This window comes from Arthrobacter sp. APC 3897, assembly GCF_030407495.1.
Taxonomy (GTDB): domain Bacteria; phylum Actinomycetota; class Actinomycetes; order Actinomycetales; family Micrococcaceae; genus Arthrobacter_B.
This window is the reverse complement of the sequence record NZ_JASDDG010000014.1, coordinates 35,963-50,486: the sequence shown is the minus strand read 5'-3', so window position 1 is coordinate 50,486 and position 14,524 is coordinate 35,963. Positions and strand designations below refer to the sequence as shown.

General features: G+C 64.7%; 9 protein-coding genes, 1 tRNA gene and 1 pseudogene. 8 read left to right on the top strand and 3 right to left on the bottom strand.

Features of this window, described 5'->3' with window-relative positions:
- Positions 1-46: 46 nt before the first annotated feature.
- The 5 genes and pseudogenes from trpB (at position 47) to QMA10_RS08545 (ending at position 9,556) form a co-directional block, all read left to right on the top strand.
- Complete coding sequence (gene trpB / locus QMA10_RS08565; protein ID WP_290167516.1) at positions 47-1,453, top strand: tryptophan synthase subunit beta; 1,407 nt, start codon at positions 47-49, stop codon at positions 1,451-1,453.
- Positions 1,450-2,283, top strand: coding sequence for a tryptophan synthase subunit alpha (gene trpA, locus QMA10_RS08560; RefSeq protein WP_290167514.1), 834 nt, complete (start codon positions 1,450-1,452; stop codon positions 2,281-2,283). Before trpB ends, trpA begins: the two co-directional genes overlap by 4 nt.
- Positions 2,283-3,514 (top strand): annotated as a pseudogene (gene lgt / locus QMA10_RS08555) (prolipoprotein diacylglyceryl transferase). The gene trpA and the pseudogene lgt overlap by 1 nt, the downstream one beginning before the upstream one ends.
- Positions 3,511-8,106, top strand: coding sequence for a glutamate synthase large subunit (gene gltB, locus QMA10_RS08550; RefSeq protein WP_290167509.1), 4,596 nt, complete (start codon positions 3,511-3,513; stop codon positions 8,104-8,106). The pseudogene lgt and the gene gltB overlap by 4 nt, the downstream one beginning before the upstream one ends.
- Positions 8,099-9,556 (top strand): glutamate synthase subunit beta, encoded by a 1,458-nt coding sequence (locus QMA10_RS08545; protein ID WP_290167507.1) that lies wholly within the window; start codon positions 8,099-8,101, stop codon positions 9,554-9,556. Before gltB ends, QMA10_RS08545 begins: the two co-directional genes overlap by 8 nt.
- A gap of 79 nt (positions 9,557-9,635) precedes the next feature.
- Here QMA10_RS08545 and QMA10_RS08540 read toward each other — a convergent pair whose 3' ends face one another.
- Entirely contained in the window at positions 9,636-10,244 is a 609-nt protein-coding gene (locus QMA10_RS08540; protein ID WP_290167506.1) for a TetR/AcrR family transcriptional regulator, read from the bottom strand.
- A 309-nt stretch (positions 10,245-10,553) separates the two neighbouring features.
- Here QMA10_RS08540 and pyk point away from each other — a divergent pair, with 309 nt between their 5' ends.
- Both pyk and QMA10_RS08530 read left to right on the top strand, forming a co-directional pair.
- Positions 10,554-12,065, top strand: a complete 1,512-nt coding sequence (gene pyk / locus QMA10_RS08535; RefSeq protein ID WP_290167505.1) for a pyruvate kinase — start codon at positions 10,554-10,556, stop codon at positions 12,063-12,065.
- Between the two features lie 308 nt (positions 12,066-12,373).
- Positions 12,374-12,763, top strand: a complete 390-nt coding sequence (locus tag QMA10_RS08530; RefSeq protein WP_290167503.1) for an SHOCT domain-containing protein — start codon at positions 12,374-12,376, stop codon at positions 12,761-12,763.
- Positions 12,764-12,836: 73 nt separating this feature from the next.
- On the opposite strand, the gene QMA10_RS08525 is transcribed toward QMA10_RS08530, so the two are convergent.
- Positions 12,837-13,442 (bottom strand): response regulator, encoded by a 606-nt coding sequence (locus tag QMA10_RS08525; RefSeq protein WP_104054501.1) that lies wholly within the window; start codon positions 13,440-13,442, stop codon positions 12,837-12,839.
- A 128-nt stretch (positions 13,443-13,570) separates the two neighbouring features.
- Between QMA10_RS08525 and QMA10_RS08520 the strand changes: the two genes are divergently transcribed.
- Positions 13,571-13,655 (top strand) — tRNA-Leu (locus QMA10_RS08520).
- A gap of 174 nt (positions 13,656-13,829) precedes the next feature.
- Here QMA10_RS08520 and QMA10_RS08515 read toward each other — a convergent pair.
- Positions 13,830-14,510: a GntR family transcriptional regulator gene (locus QMA10_RS08515; protein WP_290167500.1), complete on the bottom strand. Its 681-nt coding sequence runs from the start codon at positions 14,508-14,510 to the stop codon at positions 13,830-13,832.
- Between the last annotated feature and the right edge of the window lie 14 nt (positions 14,511-14,524).

Below are 14,524 nucleotides of genomic sequence, written 5' to 3'. Positions count from 1 at the left end.
CCGGGCGGTCCGCCGTCCGGACCAAAGCAGGACAGGAACCAGCCCCATGACCGGGAATCCGGACCAGACCGGCTCAGCACACGCTGACGCCGCGTCACCAGTCACTTCCACTGACACCGCACCTGCGGACGAGGCGCAGCGCGCCGCGGCCGGATCCGTCACGGAAGAGGTGGCTGAAGCGTTCCTGAACGTTCATGGTTCGCTGCGCCACGCCTCCGGCCCGTACTTCGGAGAGTACGGCGGCCGCTGGATGCCGGAATCCCTGATTGCCGCGCTGGACGAGCTGGAAGACACCTTCGAGAAGGCCAAGGCTGACCCGGAGTTCCGCGCCCAGATTGCTGAACTGAACAAGAACTACTCCGGCCGGCCGTCACTGCTCACTGAAGCAAAGCGTTTCGCCGAGCACGCCGGCGGCGTCCGGTTGTTCCTGAAGCGCGAAGACCTGAACCATACCGGCTCGCACAAGATCAACAACGTCCTGGGCCAGGCACTGCTGGCCAAGCGAATGGGCAAGACCCGCATCATCGCTGAGACCGGCGCCGGCCAGCACGGCGTGGCCAGCGCCACCGCCGCGGCCCTGCTCGGCCTGGAGTGCGTGGTGTACATGGGCGCCGAGGACTGCCGCAGGCAGGCCCTGAACGTGGCGCGGATGGAGCTGCTTGGCGCCACCGTCATCCCGGTCAGCCACGGCTCGGCTACGCTCAAGGACGCCATCAACGAGGCGCTGCGCGACTGGGTTGCCAACGTGGACAACACCCACTACCTGCTCGGCACTGCTGCCGGAGCCCATCCGTTCCCTGCCATGGTGCGGTTCTTCCACGAAGTTATTGGCGAAGAAGCCCGCGCCCAGATCCTGGAACAGACCGGCCGGCTGCCTGACGCCGTCTGCGCCTGCATCGGCGGCGGCTCCAACGCCATCGGCATTTTCCACGGTTTCCTGGATGACCCGGAAGTGAAGATTTACGGGTTTGAAGCCGGCGGCGACGGCGTCGAAACCGGCCGCCACGCCGCCACCATCACCCTGGGCCGCCCCGGAGTGCTGCACGGTGCCCGGTCCTACCTGATGCAGGATGAAGACGGCCAGACTGTGGAATCCCACTCCATCTCCGCCGGCCTGGACTACCCCGGTGTAGGCCCGGAACACTCCTACCTCTCCGACATCGGCCGGGTCTCCTATGAGCCCATCACCGACAGCGAAGCGATGGACGCTTTCCAGCTGCTCTGCCGCACCGAAGGCATCATCCCCGCGATCGAATCCGCTCACGCACTGGCCGGAGCCATCAAGGTGGGTCAGCGCCTGGCGGCCGGCGGCGGCGACGTGTCCGAAAAGATCGTGCTCGTGAACCTCTCCGGCCGCGGAGACAAGGACGTGGCCACCGCCGCTGAATGGTTCAACCTGCTGGATGACACATCAGCCGAAGCAGAAATCGGCAAAGAAGGGGAACAGCTGTGAGCACCGCAGTCGACAACACCTCCGGCGCGGGAACGGCTGCCCTCAGCAAGTCCGCCGCTGCGATTGACCGGGCCGCCGCTGACGGCCGCTCAGCGCTGATTGGTTACCTGCCCGCAGGCTACCCCGGCGTGCAGGAAACCATCGACGCCGGCATTGCCCTGGCGCGCAACGGCGCGGACCTGATTGAAATCGGTATTCCGTACTCCGATCCGGTCATGGACGGCCACGTCATTCAGGCCGCCACCACAGAAGCGCTGGCCTCCGGTTTCCGCGTCAGCCAGGTGTTCGACGTCGTTGCCGGCATCACCGCTGCCACCGACGCCGCCGTGCTGGTCATGACGTACTGGAACCCCGTGGTCCGTTTGGGCGTGGAGGAGTTTTCCCGCCGGCTGGCCGAAGCCGGGGGAGCCGGGCTGATCACCCCGGACCTCATCCCGGATGAAGCGTCGGAATGGATGGCTGCATCGGATAAGTACGGACTGGACCGGGTGTTCCTGGTGGCGCCCTCGTCCACCCCCGAGCGTATGAAGAGCACCGTCGCTGCGAGCCGCGGCTTCGTTTACGCGGTGTCCATCATGGGCGTGACCGGTGCGCGCACCTCAGTGAGCACGGCCGCCAGGGACGTTGTCTCCGCAGCCCGCGCCGCCGGCGCAGAGCGTGTTTGTGTGGGCCTTGGCGTCTCCAACTCCGGTCATGTCCGTGAAATCGGCGCGTACGCGGACGGCGTGATCGTGGGCACCGCACTGGTTGCCGCACTGCGCGACGGCGGTGTCCCCGCCGTGGCGGACCTGGCCCGTGAACTCAGCACCGGAACCCGAAAGAACAGCTAATGCACCTGACGTCCGTGGTCGCCCCGGCCAGCATTCCCAGCCCGCCCGCGGACTTCAGCAGCTTCTCGCTGGGGCCGCTGACCATCCACACCTATGCCCTCTGTATCCTGGCCGGCATCATCCTGGCCCTGTGGATGACATCGGTGCGCTGGAAGCGCCGCGGGCTCCCCGAAGAAGCCGTGTGGGACATTGCCATCTGGGCAATCCCCTTCGGCATCATCGGCGGGCGCCTGTACCACGTCGTCTCCTCGCCGGCCGCCTATTTTGGCGCGAACGGCGACCTCTCCCTGATTCCGCAGATCTGGCGCGGCGGGCTGGGCATCTGGGGTGCGGTGGCCCTTGGTGCCGTGGGTGCCTGGATCGGCTGCCGCCGCGCCGGCATTAAACTGTCCACCTTTGCCGACGTCGGCGTCCCCGGCCTGCTGCTGGCCCAGGCCGTAGGCCGCTGGGGCAACTGGTTCAACCAGGAGCTCTTCGGCAGTCCCACTGACGTGCCGTGGGGCCTGGAAATCGACGCTAACAATCCAAACTTCCCGGACGGGACAGCGCCGGGAACCCTGTTCCATCCCACCTTCCTCTATGAGTCGCTCTGGTGCCTCGCCGGCGTGGTGCTGCTGCTTGCCCTGGACAAGAAGTTCCGGCTGCGCGGCGGCCGCCTGTTCTGGATCTACGCTGCGTACTACACCCTGGGCCGGCTGTGGATCGAGATCCTGCGGATCGACGACGCTGAAATGATTACGGTCTTCGGCGTCACACAACGCCTGAACGTATGGACCAGCATCGCGCTGCTGATCTTCTCCGTGGCGATGTTTGTTTTCCTGACAATCCGCGCCAAAAAAGGGCAGGAAGGCTCCCTGTACCTTTCCGGCCGGGAACCGGAACCCGCTGTCGCGGAAAGTGAGGCCGGTAACAAGACGGAAACAGAATCTTCAAATTCCGGATCCCGAGCATCAGCGCAACAGACGCGTGCTAATCTCGCAGAGACAAAAAACGAGGACACAGATTCTCGCAAGCCCGGGACACCGGGTACTGCCAACTAGCACCGGCCCGGGCCACCCTCGCGGCGGGTGCTCCTGCCACATCGCCGTGGCCGCCCGGACAGGGCCGCGGGAACCACACCGCAGGTCTGTCCGTGAACATCAAGACACCGCGGAACGTCTCACCGTCCGCCGTGGGGCCAGCGTCGTCCCCTCCCACCGCTCAATCAGGGGGAAGGACTTACCTCTCATGACTGAACCGTTTCCGCCCGGCGGCACAGGCACACCTGTAGTCTCGCCGTTCACCCGCTTCGCGAACTTTCCGGCTGACTCCGGTCTCTACCGCGCCGAGAATGAAAAGGACGCCTGCGGCCTGGCCGTAATAGCCACCCTGCGCGGCGAGCCCGGGCACGACATCGTCGATGCGGCCCTGACTGCCCTGCGCAACCTGGAACACCGCGGTGCCGTAGGGGCTGATGAAGGCACCGGCGACGGTGCCGGCCTGCTGACCCAGGTCCCCGATGAGTTCTTCCGCGCCGTGGCCGGTTTCACGCTTCCGGCGCCCGGAACCTACGCTGCCGGCACCGCCTTCCTTCCCTCCGAAGCCAGGGAACAGGAGACCGCCCGCGCCGGCGTCGAGGCCATGGCCGAGTCCGAGGGCCTGACGGTCCTCGGCTGGCGCGAGGTGCCCGTGGTGGCTGACCTCGTGGGCGCCATGTCCCGCGCCTGCATGCCGCACTTCGAACAGGTGTTCCTGGCACCGGCCGACGGCGACGCCTCCGACCTGGACGCCCGCGCCTTCCGCGTCCGCAAACGTTCGCAGAACAAGTTCGGCGTTTACTTCCCCTCGCTGTCCTCCAAGACCATGGTCTACAAGGGCATGCTGACCACCGCACAGCTTGAACCGTTCTATCCCGATCTGTCGGATCCGCGCTTCAAGACCAAACTGGGTATTGTCCACTCCAGGTTCTCCACCAACACCTTCCCGTCCTGGCCGCTGGCCCAGCCGTTCCGCACCATCGCGCACAACGGCGAGATCAACACGGTCAAGGGCAACCGCAACTGGATGCGCGCCCGCCAGTCCCAGCTGAAGAGCCCGCTGCTGGGGGAGACCCCGGAAGAGCTGTTCCCCATCTGCACTCCCGGTGCATCGGATTCGGCGTCTTTTGACGAGGTTGCCGAGCTGCTGATGCTGTCCGGCCGGCCCATCACGCACGCCATCATGATGATGATCCCCGAGGCCTGGGAAAACCATGCCACCATGGATCCGGCCCGCCGTGCCTTTTACCAGTACCACTCAATGCTCATGGAACCGTGGGACGGCCCGGCAGCGGTGTCCTTCACGGACGGCAACCAGGTGGGGGCGGTCCTGGACCGCAACGGCCTGCGCCCGGCACGCTACTGGGTGACCGAGGACGGACTGGTGGTGCTCGCCTCCGAGGTGGGCGTCGTGGACATCGATCCGGCCAAGGTGGTCCGCAAGGGCCGCGTCTCCCCGGGCAAGATGTTCCTGGTGGATACCGGCGCAGGCCGCCTGATCGAGGACGCCGAAATCAAGGCGGAAATGGCAGCGGCCAATCCGTGGGCGGAATGGGTCAGGGAAAACCAGGTTTCCCTGGAAGAGCTTCCCGAACGTGAACACGTGCTGCACACGAAGGCGTCCATCAACCGGCGCCAGCGCACCTTCGGCTACACGCAGGAGGAACTGCGCATCCTGCTCGGTCCGATGGCCCGCACCGGCGCCGAGCCCCTGGGCGCCATGGGTTCGGACACGCCCATTGCCGTGCTTTCCCAGCGCCCGCGGCTGCTCTTTGACTACTTTGTGCAGTCCTTCGCGCAGGTCACCAACCCGCCGCTGGACTCCATCCGCGAGGAACTGGTCACCTCCATGCGCGCCTCCATCGGACCGGTGGGGAACCTGCTGGCCCCCGGCCAGGTCCGCACCCACCAGGTGGCCCTGAACTTCCCCGTCATTAACAATGACCAGTTGGCGAAGATCGCCAAGCTGACCAACGCCGACGGCGAAAAGATCGCGCTCAAGGTCCGCGGACTGTACCGGCCGCAGGGCGGCGAGTCCGAACTGCGCGCCCGGATCCTGGAAATCTGCGAAAAAGTCTCCGGCGCCGTGAACCGCGGCGTCGAGTACATCGTGCTGTCGGACCGGGACTCCAGTGCCCAGTGGGCTCCCATCCCGTCCCTGCTGCTGCTCTCCGCCGTGCACAACCATCTGCTCAAGAGCGCCAACCGCACCAAGATCTCGCTGCTGGTCGAAGCGGGCGATGTCCGCGAAGTCCACCATGTGGCAGTGCTCATGGGCTACGGCGCCTCCGCGGTCAACCCGTACCTGGCCATGGAGAGCTGCGAGGAACTGGTCCGCAACGGCGACATCACGGGGGTCACCCGGGAAGAAGCCGTGGCCAACCTGATCAAGGGCCTGGGCAAGGGCGTCCTGAAGATCATGTCCAAAATGGGCATCTCCACCGTTGCTTCCTACTGCGGCGCCCAGACCTTCGAAGCCCTGGGTCTGGGACAGGAAATGGTGGACGAGTTCTTCCACGGCACGCAGACCCAGCTCGGCGGCGTCGGCCTGGACGTCATTGCCGCCGAGGCAGCCGCCCGGCACGCCAGCGCCTACCCCGACGACGAAATCGAGGATCCGCACCGTCCGCTGGAGAACGGCGGCGAATACCAGTGGCGCCGCGAGGGTCCGCCGCACCTGTTCAATCCGGAAACCGTCTTCCGGCTCCAGCACGCCACCCGGGAACGCCGTTATGACATCTTCAAGGCGTACACCCAGGGCGTGGATGACCAGTCGAAGAACCTGATGACGCTGCGCGGCCTGCTGGAATTCCGCACGGGGGAGCGGCCTGCCGTTCCGCTGGAGGAAGTTGAGTCCGTCGCCAGCATCGTCAAGCGCTTTTCCACCGGCGCCATGAGCTACGGCTCCATCTCACAGGAAGCCCATGAGACCCTGGCGATTGCCATGAACCGTCTGGGCGGCAAGTCGAACACCGGCGAGGGCGGCGAGGATCCGGAGCGGCTGCTCGATCCGGAGCGGCGCTCCGCCATCAAGCAGGTGGCCTCCGGCCGTTTCGGCGTCACCAGCCTGTACCTCACCAACGCCGAGGACATCCAGATCAAGATGGCCCAGGGCGCCAAACCCGGTGAAGGCGGCCAGCTGATGGCCCAGAAGGTGTACCCGTGGGTGGCCCGCACCCGGCACTCCACACCCGGTGTCGGCCTGATTTCGCCGCCCCCGCACCACGACATCTACTCCATCGAAGACCTCGCTCAGCTGATTTATGACCTCAAGCGTTCCAACCCGAGCGCACGGGTCCACGTCAAGCTTGTCTCCGAAGCCGGCATTGGCACGGTGGCGGCGGGTGTGACCAAGGCCAAGGCCGACGTCGTTCTCGTTTCCGGGCACGACGGCGGAACCGGAGCCTCGCCGCTGAACTCGCTCAAGCACGCCGGTGCGCCCTGGGAACTGGGCCTTGCCGAAACACAGCAGACCCTGATGCTCAACGGCCTGCGCGACCGCGTGGTGGTGCAGGTGGACGGCCAGCTCAAGACCGGGCGCGACGTAGTGATTGCCGCGCTGCTCGGCGGTGAGGAGTTCGGTTTCGCAACCGCACCGCTGGTGGTCTCCGGCTGCATCATGATGCGGGTCTGCCACCTGGACACCTGTCCGGTGGGTGTGGCCACCCAAAACCCCGAACTGCGGGCACGGTTCTCCGGCAAGCCCGAATTTGTGGTCAACTTCTTCGAGTTCCTGGCTGAGGAAGTGCGTGAAATCCTGGCCGAACTGGGCTTCCGTTCCCTTGAGGAAGCGATTGGGCACACCGAGCTGCTGGACACCAAGGCCGCGGTGGACCACTGGAAGGCCGACGGACTGGACCTGGAGCCGGTCCTGCGCGGCGCCGACGTCGTCGAGCCGGGAGCACCGATGCGCAACATGGTCAAGCAGAACCATGACCTGGACGCGCATTTCGACAACAAGCTGATCGAAATGAGTGCCGATGCCCTGACCAACCGTAATCCGGTGCGTATCACGCTGGACGTGGTCAACACCGACCGGTCTGTGGGCACCATGCTGGGGCACACCGTCACCAAGACCTTTGGCACCGATACGCTGGCCACCGACACCATCGACGTGACCCTCACCGGCCAGGCAGGGCAGTCGCTCGGTGCCTTCCTGCCGGCCGGCATCACGCTGCGCCTGCTCGGCGACTCGAACGACTACGTCGGCAAGGGGCTGTCCGGCGGACGGATTATCGTCCGGCCGGACCGCGTCAACGTTTTTGACGCGGCCGTCAACGTCATTGCCGGCAACGTCATCGGCTACGGTGCCACCAGCGGCGAAATGTTCCTGCGCGGGCAGGTGGGAGAACGCTTCCTGGTGCGCAACTCAGGCGCCACGGCCGTCGTGGAAGGCATTGGCGACCACGGCTGCGAATACATGACGGGGGGACAGGCGCTGATCCTGGGACCCACGGGACGGAACTTCGGTGCCGGCATGTCCGGCGGCACCGCCTACCTGCTGGACATCCGGCCGGAGCGGATCAACAAGGATTCGCTGGAAAAGGGCGAACTGCGCCTGGAGCCGCTGGACGCCGAGGACGCTGACATTGTCCGCGGTCTGCTGGTCCGGCATGTGGAAGAAACCGAATCGGCACTGGCAGCGGCCCTGCTGGAGGACTTCACCGGCACGGCGGCCCGAATGACCAAGGTGCTGCCGCGTGACTTCGCTGCCGTGCTCGACGCCCGCGCTTCCGCCGCCGAAGCGGGACTTGATCCCGACGGCGCCGAAGCCTGGACCAAAATCTTGGAGGTAACCGGTGGCTGACCCACGCGGATTCTTGAAAGTACGCGACCGCGAAACGCAGCCGCGACGGCCTGTTCCCGTTCGCATCATGGACTGGAAAGAGGTGTACGAAGCCCAGGAGAAGGGCGTTCTGAAGGCTCAGGCCGGACGCTGCATGGACTGCGGCATTCCGTTCTGCCATCAGGGCTGCCCGTTGGGGAACCTCATTCCGGAGTGGAATGACCTGATGTGGCGGGACAAGGGCCGGGAAGCCATTGAACGGCTGCACGCCACCAACAACTTCCCTGAGTTCACCGGCCGGCTGTGCCCGGCACCGTGCGAATCCTCCTGCGTGCTGGGCATCAACCAGCCGGCGGTGACGATCAAGCAGGTTGAGGTCTCGATCATTGACCAGGCCTTCGATGAGAACTGGGTGACCCCGCACGCACCCGAACGTCTCACGGACAAGACCATCGCCGTCGTTGGCTCGGGGCCCGCGGGACTGGCGGCCGCCCAGCAGCTTACCCGTGCCGGGCACACCGTTGCCGTGTACGAGCGTGATGACAAGATTGGCGGCCTGCTGCGCTACGGGATTCCCGACTTCAAGATGGAAAAACTGCAGATCGACCGCCGTCTGGACCAGATGCGGGCCGAGGGCACGCGGTTCCGCACCGGCGTTGAAGTGGGCCGCGACATCAGCTGGGAACAGCTGCGCCGGCGGTATGACGCCGTGGTGGTGGCTACCGGAGCCACCGTGCCGCGCGACCTGCCCATCCCCGGGCGTGAACTGAACGGCGTGCACTTCGCCATGGAGTACCTGGTGCAGGCCAACCGCGCCGTAGCCGGGGAACACGTGAAGAACCAGATTTCCGCCGAGGGAAAGCATGTGGTGATCCTGGGCGGCGGCGACACCGGCGCGGACTGCCTGGGCACAGCGCACCGCCAGCAGGCGGCGTCCGTCACCACGCTGGCGATCGGCAAGCAGCCGCCGACCGAGCGCGCCGCGCATCAGCCGTGGCCGATGTATCCCACGCTGTTTGAAACAGCCAGCGCCCACGAAGAGGGCGGGGAGCGCACTTACCTGGCTTCCACCGTGGAGTTCGTGGGCGAGGACGGGCGGCTCACCGGTGTGCGGATTGCCGAAACGGAATTCGTTGACGGACGGCGCGTCCCCAAGGCCGGCACCGAGCGGGTTATTCCCGCTGACCTCGTGTTCCTCTCGCTGGGCTTCACCGGCCCGGAGCCGGCCGGACTGGCCGAGCAGGTGAACGCCGAGTTCGACGAGCGCTCCAACGTGGTGCGCGACGGCTACTACATGACGAAGACGCCCGGCGTCTTTGCCGCCGGTGACGCCGGGCGGGGCCAGTCGCTGATTGTCTGGGCGATTGCCGAAGGCCGGGCCTGCGCAGCGGCGGTGGACCAGTGGCTGACCGGTTCCACCCGGCTGCCGGCTCCGGTGGCGCCAAGCGACCGGGCCATTTCTCCGCTCTAGACGCCGGCCCTCGGCTTCTTGGTGAACATCAGGCTGTCCGGTCCCTGCGGCCGGGCAGCCTGCTGTCCATTGTGCGGGTTCAGCCGGCCTGGGGGAGGACGGCCAGGGCACGGACGGTCAGGGGCAGCAGATCCTCGTCATCGAGCCGCACCCACGACTCCAGGGCGACCGTTGCAGCCGCCCACACGACGGCCACCTCCACGCGCGCTGCGAGCTCGTCGCCCTGGCCCAGCTGCCGCAGATACGTCGAGGTCATCTCGGCCAGGAGCGACTGGTTGTACGCCGCGGCGCTGGCTCGCAGGACACGGTCCTCCCGCATCAGCCGGCGCAGCGTCCGGTATTCGCTCCGCCTTGGCTCGTAGTCCGTCGCGGCCTGCAGCAGGGACTCATGAAGCGCCTGCCGGGGCGGGACGCTGCGGCTGCGGAACTCAAAATCGGCTTCCATGTTGTCCAGGGCGAGCCTGGTGTTGTGAAAAAGTGCGGCATCTTTGGTGTCGAAGTACCTGAAAAAGGAACTGCGGGAGACTCCGGCCGCCTCCACAATCTGGTCCACCGTGACAGCCGCGAAACCATGCTCTGCGAACAGCTCCCAGGCCGTTGCCACGAGTTGGGCCTGGACCCGGGCCTTCTTTCGTTCCCTCAGGCCGGCAGGCGGGTTGGGCTGACTGTCTGACGCGGTGTTGGCCACCGTTGCTCCTGACGATTCTCATGACTGATCTTTGAAACCGGGTTTCACATCCTCGGTGCAGAAGCGGCAAGGCCGCCTGCAGCCCGGCCTTCCAGCGTACAAGGAGCTTCCTGCCCGGGCGTAAATCTTTCCCCGGGCCAGGCGTCCTGAATTTTCTGAAATTAGTGCGTTTTTACGGTCAGGGGCAATAGATACCGAGTTTGACCGACGCCGGTTGAGACAAAGAACACGGGCCGCAGTGTTCGAAGGATATGAGGACTGCCGCCCGTCTCAATGCGTAATCGGCGCCGGGCGACTAGGCTTGAACTTATGAGACGTGCAAAAATTGTGGCCACCTTTGGCCCAGCAATCGCCAGCTACGAAAACACCCTCGCGGTTCTGAGCGCCGGTGTAGACGTGGCCCGCATGAACATGAGCCATGGAGATCACGAGGTACACAATTCTGTGTACGAAAATGTGCGCAGGGCATCCGAGGAACTGGGCAAGCCGGTAGGCATCTTCGCTGACCTGCAGGGCCCCAAGATCCGCCTTGGCCGCTTCGTTGACGGCCCGCACTACCTGAACAAGGGCGACGTCTTCACGATCACCATCGAAGACGTTCCCGGCACCAAGGAGATTGTCTCCACCACGCACAAGGGACTGCCGAATGACGTCAGCGTGGGGGATACCCTGCTGATCGACGACGGCAAGGTTTCAGTGCGTGCCACTGCCGTGGATGACGTCAAGGTGGTCACCGAGGTGACCGTTCCCGGCCCCGTGTCCAACAACAAGGGCCTGAACCTGCCGGGCGTGGCAGTGAGTGTGCCCGCCATGAGTGACAAGGATGAGGCAGACCTGCGCTGGGCCATCCGCCGCGGCGTGGACATGGTTGCCCTGTCCTTCGTCCGGAATGCCGTTGATGTGCGCCGCGTCCACGAAATCATGGACGAGGAAGGCCGCCGGGTTCCGGTCATTGCCAAGATCGAGAAGCCGCAGGCTGTGGCTGCCATCGAGGAAATCATTGACGCCTTCGACGCGATTATGGTTGCCCGCGGCGATCTCGGTGTGGAACTGCCGCTTGAAGACGTGCCCCTGGTGCAGAAGAACGCCATCGAGCTGGCCCGCCGCTGGGCGAAGCCGGTTATCGTGGCCACCCAGGTCCTGGAATCCATGATCGACAGCCCGCGCCCCACCCGCGCCGAGGCTTCGGACTGCGCCAACGCCGTTCTTGACGGTGCCGACGCAGTGATGCTCTCCGGTGAAACCTCCGTGGGCAAGTACCCGATCGAGACCGTGACCACCATGGCACGCATCATCGAGTCCACCGAAGAGCACGGCCTCAACCGTGTTCCCGCCCTGGGCTCCAAGCCGCGTACCCGCGGCGGCGCCATTACCCGTGCTGCGGTGGAAATTGCCGACCAGCTCGACGCGAAGTTTGTCTGCACCTTCACGCAGTCGGGCGATTCGGCCCGCCGGCTTTCCCGTCTGCGCCCGAAGAAGCCGGTGCTGGCCTTCACCCCCGTGGAAGAGACCTACCGCTATATGAGCCTCTTCTGGGGCATCCAGCCCATGCTGGTGGAGTTCGCCGAGAACACCGACCAGATGACCGCCCAGGTGGACCGCACGCTGTTCGAAAATGATCTGGTGGATATCGATGACCTCGTTGTTATCGCTGCCGGCTCGCCTCCCGGACAGGCAGGTTCCACCAACTCCATCAAGGTCCACAAGGCAGGGGACATTGCTGATGCAGGTCAGCGCCTTGAAGGCCAGATGAGGGTCAAGGAGAAGGTTGGTCCCTGGCCGATCAAGAACTCCAACAAGGGCAAGGCCAAGTCCATCTAGTTCGGACACCGCCTCCTTCTGCCAGGGCTGCCCGGCCGGATCATCCGGCCGGGCAGTCTTTTTTCGCTTCTATATCCATCTCCATCCTTCCATATCCAGTTTTCCAAATATCATGCCCCTCGAACAAAGCCCACGCCCCGGCCGTTTTACCGCCCACCGCCCGCCGGCTAAGGAAAAAGCCCCGACGGCCGGGGGCGGGGTGAACCGCAGGTATTTCGGCAGCCGGGGCCCGGTATCTCCTTCTGCCCATGGCACTGCCGGAGGGAGGGGGTGATGATCATAAGTACGGCCAGAGAGAGGAGCAGCCCTTGAGCTACTGGGATAATTTTTGGGACATCATTTGGTGGGTTTTCACCGTGACGGTCCTCTTCGCATATCTGTTCACCCTGTTTGCGGTGATCAGCGACTTGTTCCGTGACCGGGGACTAAGCGGCTGGGCTAAAGCTGCGTGGGTCATCTTTCTGGTCTTCTTTCCGTTCCTTACGGTTCTCGTTTATCTCATCGTCCGGGGGAGGGGAATGAATGAACGGGCCAGGCGGGAGTCACAGGAACTGCAGAACTCCACGGAGGAATACATCCGCCGGGTCGCCTCCAGCCCCACCGATGAAATCTCCAAGGCAAAGGACCTGCTGGATTCCGGTGCCATCACCCCGCAGGAATTCGAAGCGATCAAGGGCAGGGCACTTTCCGCGGTCTGAGCCGATGACAAGAAAGCCCCGCCCGACGTCGTCGGGCGGGGCATTCTTTTTCGGCGGGCCTGCCGGTAAAGCCTTAGTTGACCTGGTTGATAATGGTCTCGGCGACTTCACGCATGCTCAGCCGGCGGTCCATCGAGGTCTTCTGGATCCAGCGGAAGGCCTCGGGCTCGGTGAGGCCCATCTTGGTGGTCAGCAGCGACTTGGCGCGTTCCACCAGCTTGCGGGTGGCAAACTGCTCCTTGAGGTCGCTGACCTCTTCTTCAAGGGCCTTGATCTCTTCGTGGCGGGACAGCGCAATCTCGATCGCCGGAATGAGGTCGGCCGGGGTAAAGGGCTTGACCACGTAGGCCATGGCGCCTGCCTCGCGGGCACGCTCCACCAGCTCCTTCTGGCTGAAGGCTGTCAGCAGGACCACCGGGGCGATGCGGGCTTTGACGATCTGCTCAGCGGCCGTGATGCCGTCCATGACGGGCATTTTGACGTCCATCAGGACCAGGTCGGGCTTCAGCTCAGTGGCGAGGGCAACTGCCTTTTCGCCGTTGTCGGCTTCCCCAACGACGTCGTATCCCTCACCGGTAAGGATCTCCACGATGTCGAGGCGGATCAGCGTCTCATCTTCGGCGACAATGACGCGCCGCGCCGGCGTGTTGGACGGGGCGGGCTCGGTGGACTCAGACACAGGTGCTCCTCAGAATGCAGTTGACTGCCGTGTGCGAACTGACAGTTCACACAAATAGCCTATCCGCATGTAGAGTAGATTCGCGCCCAACACGGAATGTGAACTTTGTGATTCATACCGCAGGGCAGGCCCGAATGGCGGAATTGGCAGACGCGCTGCACTCAAAATGCAGTATCGAGAGGTGTGTGGGTTCGAGTCCCACTTCGGGCACCAAAGGGAATCGCCGGGACATCGTTCACGGATGAGTCGCAGCATAAGTAACACCCCGGTCTTCGGACCGGGGTTTTTTCGTTGCCGGACCGCACCGGATAACTTCGATGCGCCGAACCCGGCGGATAGACCCACGATTTTTCCGGCATCCGCATCTCTGTCCCGGGGCGCGCACCCCTAGCGTTGAACCAGCGTCATCTCGAAGCTGTAGGAATCGGCACGATACACGTGGCGTCCGGTTTCCACGGTGCGTCCGGCATCGTCCACGGCGGTGCGTTCCATGGTCACCAGGGCGTCACCGGCCGCCACCTCCAGCAGTTCCGCCTGCCGTTGGTCGGCCACAGCGGCCCCGATGCGCTGGGTGGCCAGCCGGAAGTTCACTCCGGCATCCCGCAGCAGCTGGTAGAGCCCCTGCCCCCGGAGGGCTCCCTCGGTGATTTCCGTGATGTCATCGCGCACCCAGTTCTCCATGAGTGCCAGCGGCTTGCCGCCAACGGTGCGCAGCCGGATGAAATGGTAGATGCGCGTCCCCGCAGGCAGCTCCAGCGTTTCGGCGACGCCCGTCGCGGTCTGGCTGTGCCGGAAATCGAGCACCTCAGTGGCGGGATTTTGTCCGGATTGCTGCAGATCATCGAACAGGCTCGTCAGTTCCAGGTGGCGGCGGACGCGGTTTGATACCACCTGGGTGCCGACACCGCGCTTGCGGACAAGCAGCCCTGCACGGACCAATTCATCCATTGCCTTGCGCATGGTGGGCCGGGACAGGTTCAGCTTGCCGGCAAGCTCAATCTCGTTGTCCAGCCGGGAACCGAATTCAAGGACGCCGCTGTGGATGGCTGCTTCAATTCCCTGGACCACCTGGTGGTACAGGG